Below are 18,036 nucleotides of genomic sequence, written 5' to 3'. Positions count from 1 at the left end.
TGGGGGCATGACCCCAGCCAGCGCCTTCGCCAGCCACCCCGTCTCCGTCACCGACGGTGAGGTCCCCGCGGACCTCTACCTGCCCGAGGCCGGCACGGGCCCCGGCGTCGTGCTCTTCCAGGAGATCTTCGGCGTCACCGACTACATCCGCAGCCGGGCCCAGGACCTCGCCGACCTCGGATACGTCGTGCTGGTGCCGCACCTCTACTGGCGGATCGGTGACGAGGTGGTCAGCGAGGCCGCCGATGGGCTCCCCCGCGCGGTGGAGCTGGTCGGCCAGCTCGACTGGGACGCCGCCGTCGGCGACGGTGCCGCCGCCCTCGACGCGCTGCAGGACCTCCCGTCGGTCGACGGGCCGGTCGGCGTGCTCGGGTTCTGCTTCGGCGGCGGGCTGGCCTTCAACGTCGCGGCGGTCACCGGCGCCGCGGGAGCCGGCCCCGACGCGCTGGTGAGCTACTACGGCTCGGCGCTGCCCGACCTGCTCGGCCTCGCCCCGCAGGTGAGCGCGCCCAGCCTGCACCACTTCGGGCTCGACGACGACTACATCCCGGCGGGCACGGTGCGCGAGATCGAGGCCGCGGTCACGGCCGGCAACGACGACGTGACGTTCCTGACCTACCCCGGTGCCGGCCACGCGTTCGACAACCCGTCGCCGGTGTTCCACCACGACGGCGCGTCGCAGGAGGCCTGGGCGGCCACCACGGCCTGGCTGGCCGAGAAGCTACCCGTCTGAGCCGCTCGCCGGACCCTGCTCCGGACGCTGGGTCTGCGGGTTGCTCGCCTCGTCGCGGGGCGACCCCTCGCCGGTGAGGGTGTCGTGCCGACCCGGGGTCGGGTCGTCCTCGGCGGGGGCGTCGCTGGTCGGGTCGTCGGTGCTGAGCAGCGCGTCGAGCAGGCCGCCGCCGATCCGGCGGAAGGTCCGGCGCGGGCGTTCGCGGTCGAGCACGGCCACCTCGAGCTGGGCAGCCGTGAGCGTGCGCGGAGGACTCCCGGCGGGGGCGGCCGGGTCCTGACCCAGCAACCCCACCGCGAGGCTGAGCGCGTCGCCGAGGCTGAGCCCCGGGCTCCAGCGGTCCTTCAGCCCGGTCTCGATCGTCTCGGCGGCCCCGCCCATCGCCACGAAGCCCAGCTCGTCGGCCACCGAGCCGTCATAGGTGAGGCGGTAGATCTGGTCCTCATCGGCCGTGAAGCCGACCTCGGCGACGACGATCTCGACCTCGTAGGGCTTGGACTCCTGCGTGAAGACGGTCCCGAGCGTCTGGGCGTAGGCGTTGGCCAGCCCGCGCGCGGTCACGTCGGTGCGGTCGTAGGAGTAGCCGCGCAGGTCGGCATACCGGACACCCGCGACCCGGAGGTTCTCGAACTCGTTGTACTTGCCGACTGCCGCGAACGCGATGCGGTCGTAGATCTCGGAGACCTTGTGCAGCGCCCGCGAGGGGTTCTCGGCGACGAAGGCGATGCCCTTGTCGTAGCCGAGCACCACCACGGAGCGGCCGCGGGCAATTCCCTTGCGGGCGTAGTCGGCCCGGTCCTTCATGAGCTGCTCGGGCGAGACGTAGAACGGCATGCTCGTCATCGCGCACCTCCCGGGTTGCCCTGCCGTGCGGCGATGACGGCCTCGACCACCTCGCGCAGCTCGTCGTCGGACACGAAGCGCACGCCGTCGACGCCGACCACGGCGACGGTGGGCCAGATCCGGCGTCCCACGTCGGGGCCGCCGGTGGCGGAGTCGTCGTCGGCCGCGTCGTAGAGGGCCTCCACGACGACGCTGACGACCTCGTCGGCGGTCAGGCCGGGACGCCAGACCTTCTTGAGCGCACCCCGCGCGAACAGCGAGCCGGAGCCGACGCTGTGGTGGTCGTGCTCCTCGTAGCACCCGCCTGTGACGTCGTAGGAGAAGATCCGGCCGAGCTGGCGGTCGAGGTCGTAGCCGGCGAAGAGCGGCACGACAGACAGGCCCTGCATGGCCATCCCGAGGTTCGACCTGATCATCGAGGCGAGCCGGTTCGCCTTGCCCTCCAACGAAAGCAGCGTGCCCTCGATCTTCTCGTAGTGCTCGAGCTCGACCTGGAACAGCTTGACGAGCTCAATGGCGATCCCGGCGGTGCCGGCGATCCCGACGGCGGAGTACTCGTCGCCCGCGAAGACCTTCTCCATGTCGCGGTTGGCGATGATGTTGCCCATCGTGGCGCGGCGGTCACCGGCCATCACCACCCCGCCGGTGAAGGTCGCGGTGACGATCGTCGTGCCGTGCGGCGCCTCGAGCATGCTGCCCGGGGGCAGCACCCGCCGGGACGGCAGCAGGGAGGGGGCGTGGGCGCCGACGAACTCGGTGAACGAGGACGACCCAGCCGAGAGGTATGCCGCGGGGAGCTTGCCCGCGTCGGCTCCAGTGGTCACTGGCCGCCCTTCTGGACGAAGCCGCGGACGAACTCCTCCGCGTTGGACTCGAGCACGCCGTCGATCTCGTCGAGGACGCTGTCGATGTCGGAGTCGAGGTTCTCCTTGCGGGCCGTGGCCTCCGGCGCCGCGGGAGTGGGCTCGGGCGCCTCGTCGGGGGCGTCGTCGCGACGTTGTGGCCGGCTCTGCTCTTGGCTGGGCATTGGTGGGACCTCTCACTCGCGGGGCTTGCCCTCAACCTATCCCGATGCGGACGCCAACTCACGCAACAACGTGGCTGCGTCCGGACTGCGGTCGAGCAGGGGTCCGACCGTCGCCTTGGTGCCGCGCAACGGTTCGAGCATCGGCACGCGCTGCAGGGACGGCTGTCCGGGGATGTCGAAGATGACCGAGTCCCAGGACGCGGCCGCGATCTGGTCGGGGTACTTCTCCAGGCACTTGCCCCGGAAGTAGGCCCTCGTGTCCGCGGGTGGCTCGTGGACGGCCTCGAGGACGGTCTCCTCGGTGACCAGCTCCTCGAACCGCCCGGCCGCCCGGAGCTTGTGGAAGATGCCGCGGTCGGGACGCACGTCGGACCACTGGATGTCGATCGCCCGCAGCCTCGAGTCGGACCAGTCGAGCCCGTCGCGCTCGATGTAGCCCTGCATCACCTGCTGCTTGGCCACCCAGTCCAGCTCGCGGGACGCCTCCATCGGGTCGCGCTCGAGCCGGTCGAGGATGACCGCCCACCAGCGCATCACCTCGGCCGTGTCGTCGTCGAGCTCACCGGCATACCGCCTCGTCAGGTAGCGCTCGGCCAGGCCGTGGTAGCGCCACAACAGCTGCACCGCGGTGAGCTTCGTGCCGTCCCGCAGCTCGAGCAGGGCGCGGCAGGTGGGGTCGTGGCTGACCGCCTGGAGCGTGGCGACCGGGCGGGCCACGGTCAGGTCGACGTCGATGGCGCGGTCCTCGATCATGGCCAGCACCAACGACGTCATGCCGAGCTTGAGCAGGTTGGCGACGTCGCAGTGGTTGGCGTCACCGATGATGACGTGCAGCCGCCGGTAGAGGTCGGCCACCGCGTGCGGCTCGTCGCGGGTGTTGATGATCGGGCGCTTGAGCGTCGTCTCGAGACCCACCTCGACCTCGAAGAAGTCGCTGCGCTGGCTCAGCTGGTAGCCGGCGGTGCGGGAGTCCATCCCGATGCCCACCCGGCCCGACCCGGTGACGACCTGCCGGGCGACGAAGAACGGCACCAGGTGGCGCACGATGTCGGTGAACGGCGTCTCGCGGCGCATCAGGTAGTTCTCGTGCGTGCCGTAGGACTGGCCCTTGCCGTCGGTGTTGTTCTTGTAGAGGTTGACCCCGGGCGGGACCTGGGAGAGGCGTCGGACCGACTCGGCCATGATCGCCTCACCGGCCCGGTCGAAGGCGAGGGCGGCGCGCGGCGAGGTCACCTCCGGAGAGGAGTACTCGGGGTGCGCGTGGTCGACATAGAGGCGGGCGCCGTTGGTGAGGACGACGTTGGCGAGGGTCGGGTCCTCCTCATCGGTCAGCTGGCTCGGGTCGGCGAGGCTGCGGCCCATCTCGAACCCGCGGGCGTCGCGCAGGGGCGCCTCGTCGGCGTAGTCCCAGGAGGCGTGGGCGGCCCGGATGCCCTGCGCCGAGGCATAGGCGTTGACGACCTGTCCCGACAGGATCATGGGGTTGGCGGCGGGGTCGCCCGGCACGGAGATGCCGTACTCGGTCTCGATGCCCATCACCCTGCGGACGGTCATGCCACTCCCGCGCTCATGGGCTCACCCTAGGTGAGAGAGTGACAGACCATGCGGTACTCCCCCTTCGCCCTCTATCCACGGACCGCCCTGATCAGCGCCGTCCTGGACCACGGGCTGCGCAAGCCGATCGAGCGGCAGTCCCTCGAGGAGATCCAGGCCGACCGCGGGACGGTCACTCCGGACCGCCCGCCGTTCTCGTGGGTGACGGGTCGGGTCGACCGGTCGGTCGGCATCACCTACGGCACCGCGCAGACCCGCGACGGCTACGAGCTCCCGTTGCGGATCTACCGTCCCCGAGGCGTCCGCGACACCGACGTGGACGTGCCGGTCGTGGTCTTCGTCCATGGCGGTGGCTTCGTGCGGGGCAACGTGGTGATGTACGACCCGCTCTGCACGCTGCTGGCGGCCCGCGTGCGGGCCGTGGTGGTGAGCGTTGACTACCGGCTCGCACCGGAGCACCGGGGACCCACCGCGGCCTTCGACGTGACCGATGCCATCGCGTGGGTGGCCGACCACGGTGCCGAGCTGCGCGCCGACACCCGCAGGATCGCGCTCTGCGGCGACAGCGCCGGCGGCAACCTCTCCGCCGTGGCTGCCCAGCTGCTGCGCGACCGCGGCGACTCTCCGGTGGTGCACCAGGCGCTCCTGTACCCCGCGACCGACATGACCCTGGCGTCGCCGTCCATCGCCGCGAACGCCGACGCGCCCCTGCTCACCCGGGCCAGCATCGTGGCCTTCCGCGAGCTCTACGCGCCGACCGGGTCGGACTGGCGGGACCCCCTCCTGTCGCCGCTGTTCGGCGACCTCGCGGGTCTGCCGCCGGCGCTGGTCCAGACCGCCGACCTCGACCCGCTCCGCGATGACGGGGTCCGCTACGCCGAGGCCCTGGAGGCCGCGGGGGTGCCGGTCCGGCTGACCAACTACGTCCGCGTGCCGCACGGGTTCGTCTCGATCCCCGGGATGGTCCCCACCTCGGCCCAGCACCGCGCCGAGCTCGTCGGCGAGCTCCGCAGGCACCTGTATGCCGCCGGCGCGCCAGAGCGCGGGCCGGCGGGTTAGGCTCGTCCCAGACGTTCGGTCGGTGAGCAACCAACCAGTCCGGCCACCCACCCACCAGGAGTGCCATTGCGGGACATCGTGGTCTTCAGCGGGAGCGCGCACCGCGCCCTGGCCCGTCGCATCTGTGAGGCGCTCGGGGTGGACCTGTCCCCCGCCGAGATCAAGCGCTTCAGCAACGACTGCCTGCAGGCCCAGCTGCTGGCGAACTGCCGCCAGCGCGACGTCTACATCGTGCAGCCCCTCGTGCCCCCGACCCAGGAGCACCTGATGGAGCTGCTCCTCATGATCGACGCGGCGCGGGGTGCCTCGGCCGCCCAGATCACCGCGGTCATCCCCCACTACGCCTATGCCCGCTCCGACAAGAAGGACGCCTCGCGGATCTCGCTGGGTGGCCGGCTGGTCGCCGACATGCTCGTGGCAGCCGGCGTGGACCGGGTGCTGACCATGACCCTGCACGCCCCGCAGGTCCACGGGTTCTTCTCGGTGCCGGTCGACCACCTGACCGCGATCGGCGTGCTTGCCGACCACTTCCGCGGCGGTGACCTCCAGAACTCGGTGGTGGTCTCCCCCGACCTGGGCAACGCCAAGACCGCCACCCAGTTCGCCCGGCTGCTGGGTCTGCCGGTGGCCGCCGGCTCGAAGCAGCGACTGGCCGACGACCAGGTCATCATCGACTCGATCGTCGGTGACGTGACTGGCAAGCGCGCCATCATCCTCGACGACGAGATCGCCACCGGCGGGTCGATCGTCGAGCTGCTCGACCGGCTCGCCGACCTCGGCTGCACCCGCGCCGACGTCGCGTGCACGCACGGGCTCTTCGCCGGCAAGGCCGTGGAACGGCTCCGGGACCACCCGATGATCGGTGAGGTCATCACGACCGACACCGTGCCGGCGCCGGGACACTGGCCCGAGCTGCGGGTCCGGTCCGTGGCGCAGCTCTTCGCCGAGGCGATCAAGCGGATCCACGCGGGCGAGTCGGTGAGCAGCCTGTTCGACGGCGTCGACCCGACCCATGCCCCGCCACAGGCCAGCCTGTTCGACAAGGTCCATGTCTGAGCCGACCGGACCGCGACCCGTCGTGATCGTCGCCCTCGTGGTCGACCTCGCCTTCGTGCTGCTCTTCGCGACGATCGGACGTCTCAGCCACGAGGAGGGCGCGTCGGTCACCGGCGTCCTCGGCGTCGCCTGGCCCTTCGCGGTGGCCCTGCTGGTCGGCTGGCTGGTGGCCCACCGTCGCTCGGGCTGGCCGGTGCGGATGCCCGGCTCGGCGACCGTGTGGCTGGTGACCGCGGTGCTGGGCCTGGTGCTCCGCGTCGCCACCGGTGGCGGCTTCGCCTGGAGCTTCGGGGTGGTCACCCTGGTCGTGCTGGGGCTGTTCCTCGTCGGCTGGCGCTGCGCCGTCGAGGTGCTGCGCTTCGCGGGCACGGGCCTGGCCCGCTGGGCCGACCGGGCGGCGTCCCACCGCTGAGTCAGGGCTCGGGTGACCAGCCGGGTGGCGCGAAGAGGTAGCCGAGCCGGTCCCGCCAGTGCCGCGCCTGCCGGACCTGTCCGACCATGAGGGCGAACTCGGCGTACTGCAACCGGAACGGGTTGAAGGTCGTCACGGGATGGGTCAGGCCGTAGGTCGGCCGCTGCTGCTCCTCGCGGAAGGTGCCGAACAGCCGGTCCCAGACGATCAGGATGCCGCCGTAGTTGCGGTCGAGGTACTCGGCGTCGCTGGCGTGGTGCACGCGGTGGTGGGACGGCGTGTTGAAGACCAGCTCGACCGGTCGCCAGAGCTTGGGGATCGTCTCGGTGTGCACCCAGAACTGGTACGTCAGGTTGAGGGAGAAGACGAAGAAGATCATCCACGGCGGCAGGCCGACCAGGGGCAGGGGCACCCAGAAGAGCAGCTCACCCCATGGGTTCCACTTCTGCCGCAGCGCCGTCGTGTAGTTGAAGTGCACGCTGCTGTGGTGGGCCTGGTGCATCGCCCACAGCAGCCGGATCCGGTGGCTGCTGCGGTGGTAGGCGTACCAGAGCAGGTCGACGAGGAGCAGCGCGATCACCCACGTCCACCAGTCGTGGGGGTCGAGGCGAAGGGGCGTCACGGCATACAGCGCGGTGTAGCCGAGCAGCGCCAGCGCTCGGGCCCCGAGGTTCACCACGACGGAGCCCACCCCCATCGACAGGCTGGCCGCCGAGTCCTGACGGGTGTAGCCGGCCAGGGGCGCGCCCTCATCTGTCTCCAGCACGCGCAGGGCCACCAGCTCCAGCGCGATGAACAGGACGAAGAACGGCACGGCCAGGAGCGCAGGGTCGCGCATCAGGTGGTCCACGCCCGCTACCTTACCGAGAGTAAGTTAGCGCTACAAGTACTGCCCCGTGTTCGCGACGTTGTCGATCGACCGGCCCGGCTCGGTGCCGCTCTTGCCGGTGACCAGCGTGCGGATGTAGACGATCCGCTCGCCCTTCTTGCCGGAGATGCGGGCCCAGTCGTCCGGGTTGGTGGTGTTGGGGAGGTCCTCGTTCTCCTTGAACTCGTCGACACAGGAGGCCAGCAGGTGGTCGACCCGGATGCCCTTGGCCCCGATGGTGAGGAAGTCCTTGATCGCCATCTTCTTGGCCCGGTCGACGATGTTCTGGATCATGGCGCCGCTGTTGAAGTCCTTGAAGTACAGGACCTCCTTGTCGCCGTTGCCGTAGGTCACCTCGAGGAAGCGGTTCTCCTCGATCTCGGAGTACATCCGCTCGACCGTGGCGGTGATCATGGCGTCGACGGTGGCCTGCGGCGACCCGCCGTGCTCGGCCAGGTCGTGCTCGTGCAGCGGCAGGTCGGCGACGAGGTACTTGGTGAAGATGTCGCGGGCGCTCTCGGCGTCGGGGCGCTCGATCTTGATCTTCACGTCGAGTCGGCCCGGGCGCAGGATCGCCGGGTCGATCATGTCCTCGCGGTTGGACGCGCCGATCACGATGACGTTCTCGAGCCGTTCGACGCCGTCGATCTCGGACAGCAGCTGGGGCACGATCGTGGTCTCGACGTCGCTGGAGACGCCCGAGCCGCGGGTGCGGAACAGGCTGTCCATCTCGTCGAAGAACACCACCACTGGCGTGCCGTCGGACGCCTTCTCACGGGCCCGCTGGAAGATCAGCCGGATGTGCCGCTCGGTCTCGCCGACGTACTTGTTGAGCAGCTCGGGGCCCTTGATGTTGAGGAAGAACGACTTGCCGACCGGCTTGCCCTCCTTCTCGGCGACCTTCCTGGCCAGCGACGCGGCCACGGCCTTGGCGATCAGCGTCTTGCCACACCCGGGCGGGCCGTAGAGCAGCACACCCTTGGGCGGCTTGAGCTTGTGCTCGGTGAACAGGTCGGGGTGCAGGTAGGGCAGCTCCACGGCGTCGCGGATCGCCTCGATCTGGCCGGCCAGCCCGCCGATGTCCTCGTAGTCGATGTCGGGGACCTCTTCGAGGACCAGCTCGGAGACCTCGGCCTTGGGAATCCGCTCGTAGACGAACCCCGAGCGAGACTCGAGCATGAGGGCGTCGCCCACGCGGATCGGCTCGCCCTCGAGCGACTCGGCCATCCGCACGACGCGCTCCTCGTCGGCGTGCGCGACCACGAGCACCCGGCCCTCGCCGAGCAGCTCCTTGATCATCACCACCTCGCCGATGCGCTCGTAGCCGCAGGTCGCCACGACGTTCATCGCCTCGTTGAGCCGCACCTCGCGCCCGCTGGACAGCTCGGCGGGGTCGACGGCCGGGCTGACGGCCACGTGCATCTTGCGTCCGCCGGTGAGGATGTCGACCGTGGCGTCGTCGTAGGACTCGAGGATCACGCCGTAGGCGGCCGGCGGCTGGGCCAGCCGGTCGACCTCGGACTTCAGCGTGACGATCTGCTCGCGGGCCTCCTTGAGGGTGCGCACGAGCCGCTCGTTCTGCGACGAGACGGTGGCCAGGTTGGACTGGAGCTGGAGCACCTTGGTCTCGAGCTCGCGGGACCGGACGGGGGCGTCGGCGAGGCGCTGGCGCAGGGCGGCGACCTCCTCGGCGAGGAGCTCTGCCTGGCGGCGCTCCTCGGAGTGGTCACCCGGGGTGGCGTGATCGGTCATGTCGGCTCCCTCAAGACCTCAGAGTGGCTAACGACTGCTACCGACCGTCGACTGCCCGGCCGATGACCCAACCTAACCCCGATCTACTCCGCTGTCGGGGAGGTTTGCGTCACAGAACGGCGAAGCCGACGGATCTTCTTGTCTGATGGGACTCGCTCGCCCATCTCCTCGGCAGTGAAGTCGCTCTCGGCCCCGAAGGCCAGGCCGCTCTCGAGGGCGCCCTCCTCGTCGGTGGAGCCCTTCGCCGGGCGGCGCTTGCGCAGCGGAGGGGTGACGCCGGGAGCCAGCCGGCGGCTGGTGATGAGGAACCCGGTGTGCCCGTGCATGCGGTGCTGCGGCCGGACGGCCAGACCCTCCAGGTGCCAGCCCCGGACCATCGACTCCCAGGCCTCCGGCTCGGTGTAGCCGCCGTGGTCGCGCAGCGCCTCGGCCACCCGCGAGAGCTGGGTGGCGGTGGCGACGTAGCAGATGATGACGCCACCGGGAGCGAGGGCGTCGGCCACGACGTCGAGGCACTCCCAGGGGGCCAACATGTCGAGCACGACGCGGTCGACCGACCCGGGCTGCTCGGCCGTGGGCAGCGACTCGACGAGGTCGCCGACGGTCACCTGCCAGGCCGGGTGGTCCTGTCCGAAGAAGGTGCGGGCGTTGCCCTTGGCGATGTCGGCGAAGTCCTCGCGGCGCTCGAACGAGTGCACGTGGCCGTGCTCCCCCACCGCGCGCAGCAACGACATCGACAGCGCGCCCGAGCCCACGCCGGCCTCCACCACCCGCGCGCCCGGGAAGACGTCGGCCATGGTGATGATCTGGCCGGCGTCCTTTGGGTAGACGACCGCCGCACCGCGGGGCATCGACATGACGTAGTCGGACAGCAACGGCCGCAGCGCGAGGTACTCGACCCCTGCGGTGTTCTTCACCACCGACCCGTCCGGTGCCCCGATGAGGTCGTCGTGGGCGAGCCGCCCACGGTGGGTGTGGAACTCGCGCCCGGCCTCGAGGCTGATCGTGTGCAGGCGACCCTTGGGATCGGTCAGCTGGACCCGCTCCCCGACCGCGAACGGTCCCCGCCGCAGATCGGCTCCGACGGCGGTGACAGGGCTGTCGTCAGGGCTCAGGTCGGGGGCGTCGCTCATGACCGGCGAGTCTAGTTGTGGCCGAAGGCCGCGCTGAGCGCCGGACCGTCGACGAAGGCGTAGGCCTGCCCCCCATTCGTCAGGACCACGGTGCCGACACCGGTCTCCTGCATGGCGACCACGACCGCCTCGACGTCGTCGTCCGGCGACGCCTCGACGACGTTCTGGTCCGGCAGCCGGGTGACGACCGAGCTCAGCGGCGCCCACGCAGGAAGCTCCTGCCCGGTGTCGAGGAGCATGAGGCAGGGCACGCCGCGGTCGTCCAGGCTGACGACGTGGGTCTCGAGGTCGATGGCCACCTGGACCGGCGTCGCGCCGGGGAGCACGGTCAGCGGCTTGGCCACCGACCCCAGCCGGACGCGTTGAATCGTCGACAGCGCCTGGCCGCGGCGGATCGACTGCGTTGCGCCGGTCCACAGCACCGAGCCGATGAGCAGCACCCAGATCGTGTCGAACCCGAGCTGCTGCCCCTGGGCGAGCGGCCGGACGCAGAACCAGAGCACCAGGAGCACGGTCAGGACCCGCCCGCACCACCCGGCGACGACCGAGCCCCGGTTGCGGTTGCCGGTGGCCTTCCAGACCAGGCTCTCGACGACCTGTCCGCCGTCCAGCGGCAGGCCCGGGAGGAAGTTCAGCACCGCGAGGGAGCCGTTGATGATCACGAGGCCCGACAGCAGCGCGCTCGTGAGGTGACCGGACGCGCCGAGCAGGACCAGCCAGGCCGCCACGGCCAGTGCGGCGTTCGCCGCGGGGCCCGCAGCCGCGATCGCCGCCAGCCGCCCGGGGGTGCTGCGTCCGGCCTCGAAGGACGTGTGGCCACCCCACACGTTGGCGACGATACGGATCACCGGCATCCTGAACGCCCGCGCGGTCACGGCGTGGGCGGCCTCGTGGACCAGCACGCTGACGAGCAGCAGGAGCGCCTGGGTGACGCCGATGGCGATCCCGGCGCCGGGCCGCTCCGGGAAGTAGGGAGGGGCCACGATCGCGACGATCACGGCGGCGATGAGGAACCAGCTGGGGGCCAGGTAGACGGGCACCCCGCCCACCCGGGCGATGCGCACCCCGTGGCCGGACTCCTCCGGTTGGTGCTCAGGAGCCCGCGTCGTCATGCGCAGACCCTACGTGACCGGCCACGACCCTCCGGGCGCCACTAGGCCATACTTGTGCGGTGCCCGACTCCCCCACGCTGCAGCCCGACGCCACCGACCAGCTGAAGACCGCTCTGACCGAGCGGATCCTCGTGATGGACGGCGCCATGGGCACGATGATCCAGCGTGAGGGGCTGGGCGAGGACGACTACCGGGGCGAGCGGTTCGCCGACTGGGAGAGCGACCTCAAGGGCAACAACGACCTGCTGAGCCTCACCCAGCCGGAGATCATCCGCGGCATCCACACGGCATACCTCGAAGCGGGCGCCGACCTGATCGAGACCAACACGTTCAACGCGCAGCGGATCTCCCTCGCCGACTACGGCATGGAGGACCTCGCCTACGAGTTCAACCTCGAGTCCGCGCGGCTGGCTCGGCAGGCCTGCGACGCGATGACCGAGCAGACCCCGGACCGGCCGCGGTGGGTGCTCGGCGCCCTCGGCCCGACCAACCGCACCGCCTCGATCTCGCCCGACGTCAACGACCCCGGCAAGCGCAACGTCACCTTCGACGAGCTGGTCGAGGCCTACGTCGAGCAGGCCCGCGGCCTCGTCGACGGTGGCGCAGACCTGCTCATCGTCGAGACGATCTTCGACACGCTCAACGCCAAGGCCGCGATCTTCGCCCTCGAGACCCTGTTCGAGGAGCACGAGCGCCGCTGGCCCGTGATCATCTCGGGCACCATCACCGACGCGTCGGGGCGCACCCTCTCTGGTCAGGTCACCGAGGCGTTCTGGAACTCGGTGCGGCACGCCCGGCCCCTCGCCGTGGGCCTCAACTGCGCCCTCGGCGCCGCCGAGATGCGTCCGTATGCCGCGGAGCTGGCCCGCGTGGCCGACACCTTCGTCTCGTGCTACCCCAACGCCGGCCTGCCCAACGCGTTCGGTGAGTACGACGAGACCCCGGACGCGATGGCGGGTGTCGTGGGCGAGTTCGCGGAATCCGGGCTGGTCAACCTGCTCGGAGGCTGCTGCGGCACCACGCCCGACCACATCGCGGCGATCGCCAAGGCCGCCGCGGGCCAGAAGCCCCGCGTGCCGGCCGAGGTGGCCCCGGCGCTGCGGCTCTCCGGCCTGGAGCCGCTGACCGTCACCGAGGAGTCGTTGTTCGTCAACGTCGGCGAGCGGACCAACATCACCGGGTCGGCGCGGTTCCGCAAGCTCATCCAGGCCGAGGACTACGGCACCGCGCTCAACGTCGCGCGCCAGCAGGTCGAGTCGGGCGCGCAGGTCATCGACATCAACATGGACGAGGGGATGATCGACGGCGTCGCGGCGATGGACCGCTTCGTCAAGCTGGTCGCCACCGAGCCCGACATCTCACGGGTCCCCCTGATGGTCGACTCCTCGAAGTGGGACGTCATCGAGGCCGGACTCAAGTGCGTCCAGGGCAAGTCGATCGTCAACTCCATCTCGATGAAGGAGGGCGTCGAGCCGTTCATCGAGCACGCCCGGCTGTGCCGCAAGTACGGCGCCGCGGTCGTCGTGATGGCGTTCGACGAGGAGGGCCAGGCCGACTCGCTCCAGCGGCGCAAGGAGATCTGCCAGCGGGCCTACGACATCCTCACCCAGGAGGTCGGGTTCCCGGCCGAGGACATCATCTTCGACCCCAACATCTTCGCGGTGGCGACGGGCATCGAGGAGCACGCGGCCTACGGCACCGACTTCATCGACGCGACCCGCTGGATCAAGGAGAACCTGCCGGGTGCCCTCGTCTCCGGAGGCGTCTCCAACGTCTCGTTCTCGTTCCGCGGCAACAACGCCGTCCGCGAGGCGATCCACGCCGTGTTCCTCTACCACGCCATCCAGGCGGGGATGGACATGGGCATCGTCAACGCCGGCGCGCTGGTCGTCTACGACCAGGTCGACCCCGAGCTGCGCGAACGCATCGAGGACGTCGTGCTCAACCGGCGACCCGACTCCACCGAGCGGCTGCTCGAGATCGCCGACTCGTTCAACACCGGCGACACCAAGCAGGAGGCGATCGCCGAGGAGTGGCGCTCCCTGCCGGTCGGCGAACGCATCACCTACGCGCTGGTCAAGGGTCTCGACGAGCACGCCGAGACCGACACCGAGGAGCTCCGCCAGGAGATCTCGGCGCGGGGCGGTCGCCCGATCGAGGTCATCGAGGGCCCGCTGATGGACGGCATGAACGTCGTCGGCGACCTCTTCGGCGCCGGCAAGATGTTCCTGCCGCAGGTGGTGAAGTCGGCGCGGGTCATGAAGAAGGCCGTCGCCTACCTGATCCCCTTCATCGAGGCCGAGAAGACCGAGGCCGAGGTCGCCGAGAACCGGGCCAAAGGCAAGGTCGTCATGGCCACCGTCAAGGGCGACGTGCACGACATCGGCAAGAACATCGTCGGCGTCGTCCTCCAGTGCAACAACTACGACGTCGTCGACCTCGGGGTGATGGTGCCGGCGCAGAAGATCCTCGACGCGGCCAGGGCCGAGAAGGCCGACGTCATCGGGCTGTCCGGGCTGATCACCCCGAGCCTCGACGAGATGGTGAACTTCGCCACCGAGATGGAGCGCCAGGGCTTCGACCTGCCCCTGCTCATCGGCGGCGCCACGACCTCACGGGCCCACACCGCCGTCAAGGTCGACCAGAAGTACCACGGCCCGGTCGTGTGGGTGAAGGACGCCTCGCGCTCCGTGCCGGTGGTCGCCCAGCTGCTGTCCGACGAGCTGCGCCCCAAGCTGATGGCCGAGGTCAAGGCCGACTTCGACTCGCTGCGCGCGCGGCACGCGGCCAAGACCACCGAGCGACCGCTGGTGTCGATCGAGAAGGCCCGCGAGATGGCCACGCCGATCGACTGGAGCGGCTACCGCCCGCCCGTGCCGCACCTCGTGGCCGCGCAGGAGAAGGAGCTGCTCAGGCGCCAGTCGGGCACCGACCGCCGCACCGTGACGCAGTTCGTGCGCACCTTCAAGGACTACCCGATCGCCGAGCTGCGCGACTACATCGACTGGGGGCCGTTCTTCCTGGCCTGGGAGATGAAGGGTCGGTTCCCGGACATCCTCAACAACCCGGCGACGGGCGAGGCCGCGACCAAGCTCTACCAGGACGCGCAGACGATGCTCGACCAGATCATCGAGCACAAGTGGCTGCGCGCCAACGGCGTCATCGGTCTCTTCCCGGCCAACTCGGTCGGCGACGACATCGAGGTCTACACCGACGAGTCGCGCGAGACCGTGGCCACCACCCTGCACACGCTGCGGCAGCAGGGACAGCACCGGGAGGGCATTCCCAACCGGGCGATGTCCGACTTCGTCGCGCCCAAGGAGAGCGGACGGTCCGACCACGTCGGCGCCTTCGCCGTCACCGCCGGTCTCGGGTCGCACGACAAGGTCAACGAGTTCAAGGCCGCGATGGACGACTACAACGCGATCCTCCTCGAGGCCCTGGCCGACCGGCTGGCCGAGGCGTTCGCCGAGCGGATGCACGAGCGGGTGCGGCACGACTTCTGGGGCTATGCCCCCGACGAGCACCTCAAGAACCCCGACCTGATCGCCGAGAAGTACGTCGGCATCCGGCCCGCGCCGGGCTACCCCGCCTGCCCCGACCACACCGAGAAGGCCCTGCTCTGGGACCTGCTCCAGGTCGAGGAGAACACCGGGATGGAGCTGACCGAGTCGATGGCCATGTGGCCGGGCGCCTCGGTCTCCGGGTGGTACTTCTCGCACCCGCAGTCCCAGTACTTCGTGGTGGGCCGCCTCGGCCGGGACCAGATCGAGGACTACGCGAAGCGCAAGGGCTGGACGGTGGCCGAGGCCGAGCGCTGGCTGGCCCCCAACCTCGGATACCTGCCCGAGGACTGACGGCACGCCGCGGCACCGTTGTCAGCGCCGCGGCATACCGTGTGGTCCATGGTTCCCGCCCTCTCCCCGAGCCGGGCCTCGGACTTCAAGCAGTGTCCGTTGCTCTACCGGTTCCGCACGATCGACAAGCTGCCCTCACCGCCCAGCCCTGCTGCGGCGCGCGGCACGCTGGTGCACGCCGTGCTGGAGCGGTTGTTCGACCTCCCCGCCGACGAGCGCACCCCGGCAGCGGCACAGGCGTTGCTGGGCCCGCAGTGGGAGGCGCTGGTCGAGCAGGAGCCCGAGCTCGCGGCCATGATCGCCGACGACGACAAGCTCACCGAGGCCGGCTGGTTCGGTGACGCGCAGGCCCTGATCGAGACCTGGTTCACCCTCGAGGACCCGACCCGCCTAGAGCCCGCGGAGCGCGAGCTCTACGTCGAGACCGATGTCGACGGGCTGGTCCTGCGTGGCTACGTCGACCGCCTCGACGTGGCGGCGGACGGCGCGATGCGGGTGGTCGACTACAAGACCGGGCGTTCCCCGAGCGAGCTGTTCGAGGGCAAGGCGCTGTTCCAGATGAAGTTCTACGCCCTGGTGCTGTGGCGGCTGCGTGGTGAGATCCCGCGGCTGCTCCAGCTCGTCTACCTCGGCAACGGCGAGGTGGTCCGCTACACCCCGGACGAGCACGACCTGCTCAGCCTCGAGCGCAACCTCAAGGCGGTCTGGACCGCGATCGAGCGGGCCGCGACCACCGGCGACTGGCGACCGAAGACGTCGCGGCTCTGCGACTGGTGCGACTACCGGGAGTTCTGCCCGGCCTGGGGCGGCACGCCCCCGCCGCTGCCGCCCGACGCCGCCCTGATCGCGCTCAACCCGGCGATCTCGGGTCAGGTCACGCCGACCGACGAGTGAGCCGGCCGGTCACCCGAAGAGCGTGTGGAGGTCGGCTGGGGTCAGCCCGCGCAGGCTCGGGGCCTGCACCGCCCCGGCGATGATCGGCACCGGCACGACGTGCGGCACCGCGAGGGTGGGGACGCCGGCGGCCACCGCGGACCGGACCCCGGTGGGTGAGTCCTCGATGGCGACGCAGTCGGTCACCTCGACGCCGAGGGCCCGGGCCGCCGCGAGGTAGGGCTCCGGGTGCGGCTTGCCGTGCTCCACCTCGTCGCCGGTGATCACCGCGGCGAAGGTGCCCTCGGGGAGAGCCGCGAGGACGCTGTCGGCCAACGACCGCCACGACATGGTCACCAGGGCGTTGGGCACGCCGGCCTCGCGGAGGGCGGTGAGCAGCTCGATGGCGCCGGGACGCCACGGCACGTGCTCGGTGACCTGGGCGATGACGCGCCGCAGGAGGTCCTCGACGATCTCGACCGGTTCGAGCGTGATCGGGCTGTTGTCGCGGATGAACTCGGCCGACACCATCAGGTCGTTGCCGACCAGCTGGTGGGCGTACTCGTCGTTCCAGACCCCTCCGGCCTCCTCGACGATGGCGTGCTCGGCGTTGATCCAGTACGGCTCGGTGTCGACCAGGGTGCCGTCCATGTCCCAGAAGACCGCGGCCGGAAGGTCGGCTGCGGGGGTGGTCGTGGGCTCGCTGGCGAGCGGTTGCTGAGACGGCATTCCAGAGGGGCCTTCGTGGTGCGGGAGGGGCGGCGCGCCCGACTATACGCAGCCGTGCGGATGCGTCCGCACCGTGGACCGTAGGCTGGGCGGGAGTGGTGCTGCCTGCCCAGACTGGGTGTGGTGGAGGCTGTGTCCAACCAAGACGGTGTTTTCCCGCAGAAGGAGCGATGGTGATCGAACTCGAAGACGTCCCGGAGCTCAACAACCCCGTGGTGATCGCTGCCTTCGAGGGCTGGAACGACGCGGGTGAGGCGGCCACGGCCGTGATCGACCACCTCATCGACGTCTGGGACGCCGACGCCATCGCGGCGCTCGACCCCGAGGACTACTACGACTTCCAGGTCAACCGTCCGCGCGTCGTCCTCGAGGACGGCCGCCGCCGGATCCACTGGCGCACCACGCGGATCCTCGTGGCCCGGTCCGCGGGGCTGGACCGCGACGTCGTGCTCATCCAGGGCATCGAGCCGTCGTTCCGCTGGCGGGCCTTCACGATCGAGCTGATGGAGTTCGCGCAGGAGGTCGGCGCGAGCACCGTGTTCACGCTCGGCGCGCTGATGGCCGACGTCGCGCACACCCGGCCGATCCCGGTCACCGCCACCTCCGACGACGACGACGTGATCCACCGGTTCGACCTCGAGCCGAGCCGCTACGAGGGACCCACCGGGATCGTCGGTGTGCTCGCCGACGCAGCCACCCAGTCGGGCATGCAGTCACTCTCCTGCTGGGCCGCCGTGCCCCACTACGCAGGTCACTCCCCCTCGCCGAAGGCGACCCTGGCGCTGGTCTCCCGGCTCGAGGAGCTGCTCGACGCCACCATCCCCCACGGCGACCTCGCCGAGGGAGCCAAGGCGTGGGAGCGGGGCATCAACGAGCTCGCCGACACCGACGAGGAGGTCGCCGAGTACGTCCAGTCCCTCGAGGAGGCGCAGGACACCGCCGACCTGCCCGAGGCGAGCGGTGACGCCATCGCCAGGGAGTTCGAGCGTTACCTGCGTCGGCGCGGCCAGGAAGGGCCCGGCTGAGGG

At 70.4% G+C, this 18,036-nt stretch carries 16 protein-coding genes; 7 read left to right on the top strand and 9 right to left on the bottom strand.

What is annotated here, in order from left to right; translation table 11 throughout:
* Window positions 1-7: 7 nt before the first annotated feature.
* A complete protein-coding gene (locus ASG95_RS10890) occupies window positions 8-733 on the top strand; it encodes a dienelactone hydrolase family protein (RefSeq protein ID WP_057377465.1) in 726 nt (241 codons plus the stop codon).
* Here the strand turns inward: ASG95_RS10890 and prcA are convergent.
* From prcA to dop, 4 genes are read right to left on the bottom strand one after another with little or no spacing between them, the layout of a single operon-like run.
* Complete coding sequence (gene prcA / locus ASG95_RS10885; RefSeq protein ID WP_057377464.1) at window positions 722-1,576, bottom strand: proteasome subunit alpha; 855 nt, start codon at window positions 1,574-1,576, stop codon at window positions 722-724. The genes ASG95_RS10890 and prcA overlap by 12 nt on opposite strands.
* Complete coding sequence (gene prcB, locus ASG95_RS10880; RefSeq protein ID WP_056921017.1) at window positions 1,573-2,400, bottom strand: proteasome subunit beta; 828 nt, start codon at window positions 2,398-2,400, stop codon at window positions 1,573-1,575. The genes prcA and prcB overlap by 4 nt, the downstream gene beginning before the upstream one ends.
* Window positions 2,397-2,603, bottom strand: a complete 207-nt coding sequence (locus tag ASG95_RS10875; RefSeq protein WP_056914404.1) for a ubiquitin-like protein Pup — start codon at window positions 2,601-2,603, stop codon at window positions 2,397-2,399. The genes prcB and ASG95_RS10875 overlap by 4 nt, the downstream gene beginning before the upstream one ends.
* A gap of 36 nt (window positions 2,604-2,639) precedes the next feature.
* Window positions 2,640-4,157: a depupylase/deamidase Dop gene (gene dop, locus ASG95_RS10870; protein WP_056921018.1), complete on the bottom strand. Its 1,518-nt coding sequence runs from the start codon at window positions 4,155-4,157 to the stop codon at window positions 2,640-2,642.
* Window positions 4,158-4,205: 48 nt separating this feature from the next.
* Here dop and ASG95_RS10865 point away from each other — a divergent pair, with 48 nt between their 5' ends.
* The 3 genes from ASG95_RS10865 (at window position 4,206) to ASG95_RS10855 (ending at window position 6,684) form a co-directional block, all read left to right on the top strand.
* Window positions 4,206-5,216 (top strand): alpha/beta hydrolase, encoded by a 1,011-nt coding sequence (locus ASG95_RS10865; RefSeq protein WP_057377463.1) that lies wholly within the window; start codon window positions 4,206-4,208, stop codon window positions 5,214-5,216.
* A 66-nt stretch (window positions 5,217-5,282) separates the two neighbouring features.
* Window positions 5,283-6,272: a ribose-phosphate pyrophosphokinase gene (locus ASG95_RS10860; RefSeq protein ID WP_056921020.1), complete on the top strand. Its 990-nt coding sequence runs from the start codon at window positions 5,283-5,285 to the stop codon at window positions 6,270-6,272.
* Complete coding sequence (locus ASG95_RS10855) at window positions 6,265-6,684, top strand: DUF3054 domain-containing protein (RefSeq protein WP_057377462.1); 420 nt, start codon at window positions 6,265-6,267, stop codon at window positions 6,682-6,684. Before ASG95_RS10860 ends, ASG95_RS10855 begins: the two co-directional genes overlap by 8 nt.
* Window position 6,685: 1 nt before the next feature.
* On the opposite strand, the gene ASG95_RS10850 is transcribed toward ASG95_RS10855, so the two are convergent.
* The 4 genes from ASG95_RS10850 to ASG95_RS10835 form a co-directional block, all read right to left on the bottom strand.
* Window positions 6,686-7,534: a sterol desaturase family protein gene (locus ASG95_RS10850; RefSeq protein ID WP_235543738.1), complete on the bottom strand. Its 849-nt coding sequence runs from the start codon at window positions 7,532-7,534 to the stop codon at window positions 6,686-6,688.
* 30 nt (window positions 7,535-7,564) lie between these two features.
* The gene (arc, locus tag ASG95_RS10845; protein ID WP_056921022.1) at window positions 7,565-9,304 is read right to left on the bottom strand and encodes a proteasome ATPase; all 1,740 of its coding nucleotides are present in this window, start codon (window positions 9,302-9,304) and stop codon (window positions 7,565-7,567) included.
* An 83-nt stretch (window positions 9,305-9,387) separates the two neighbouring features.
* The gene (locus ASG95_RS10840) at window positions 9,388-10,437 is read right to left on the bottom strand and encodes a tRNA (adenine-N1)-methyltransferase (RefSeq protein WP_057377461.1); all 1,050 of its coding nucleotides are present in this window, start codon (window positions 10,435-10,437) and stop codon (window positions 9,388-9,390) included.
* Between the two features lie 11 nt (window positions 10,438-10,448).
* Window positions 10,449-11,549, bottom strand: a complete 1,101-nt coding sequence (locus ASG95_RS10835) for a site-2 protease family protein (protein WP_157581959.1) — start codon at window positions 11,547-11,549, stop codon at window positions 10,449-10,451.
* Between the two features lie 134 nt (window positions 11,550-11,683).
* Here ASG95_RS10835 and metH point away from each other — a divergent pair, with 134 nt between their 5' ends.
* Both metH and ASG95_RS10825 read left to right on the top strand, forming a co-directional pair.
* Entirely contained in the window at window positions 11,684-15,406 is a 3,723-nt protein-coding gene (metH, locus tag ASG95_RS10830; protein ID WP_235544183.1) for a methionine synthase, read from the top strand.
* Window positions 15,407-15,454: 48 nt separating this feature from the next.
* A complete protein-coding gene (locus tag ASG95_RS10825; RefSeq protein ID WP_056921029.1) occupies window positions 15,455-16,300 on the top strand; it encodes a PD-(D/E)XK nuclease family protein in 846 nt (281 codons plus the stop codon).
* A 9-nt stretch (window positions 16,301-16,309) separates the two neighbouring features.
* On the opposite strand, the gene ASG95_RS10820 is transcribed toward ASG95_RS10825, so the two are convergent.
* Window positions 16,310-17,008 (bottom strand): HAD family phosphatase, encoded by a 699-nt coding sequence (locus tag ASG95_RS10820; protein ID WP_057377458.1) that lies wholly within the window; start codon window positions 17,006-17,008, stop codon window positions 16,310-16,312.
* 173 nt (window positions 17,009-17,181) lie between these two features.
* Between ASG95_RS10820 and ASG95_RS10815 the strand changes: the two genes are divergently transcribed.
* Complete coding sequence (locus ASG95_RS10815; RefSeq protein ID WP_056921247.1) at window positions 17,182-18,033, top strand: PAC2 family protein; 852 nt, start codon at window positions 17,182-17,184, stop codon at window positions 18,031-18,033.
* Window positions 18,034-18,036 lie beyond the last annotated feature (3 nt).

It is taken from the genome of Phycicoccus sp. Soil803 (genome assembly GCF_001429685.1).
GTDB lineage: Bacteria > Actinomycetota > Actinomycetes > Actinomycetales > Dermatophilaceae > Pedococcus.
The sequence above is the reverse complement of the archived record's forward strand: the minus strand, read 5'-3'. Positions and strand labels throughout refer to the sequence as shown.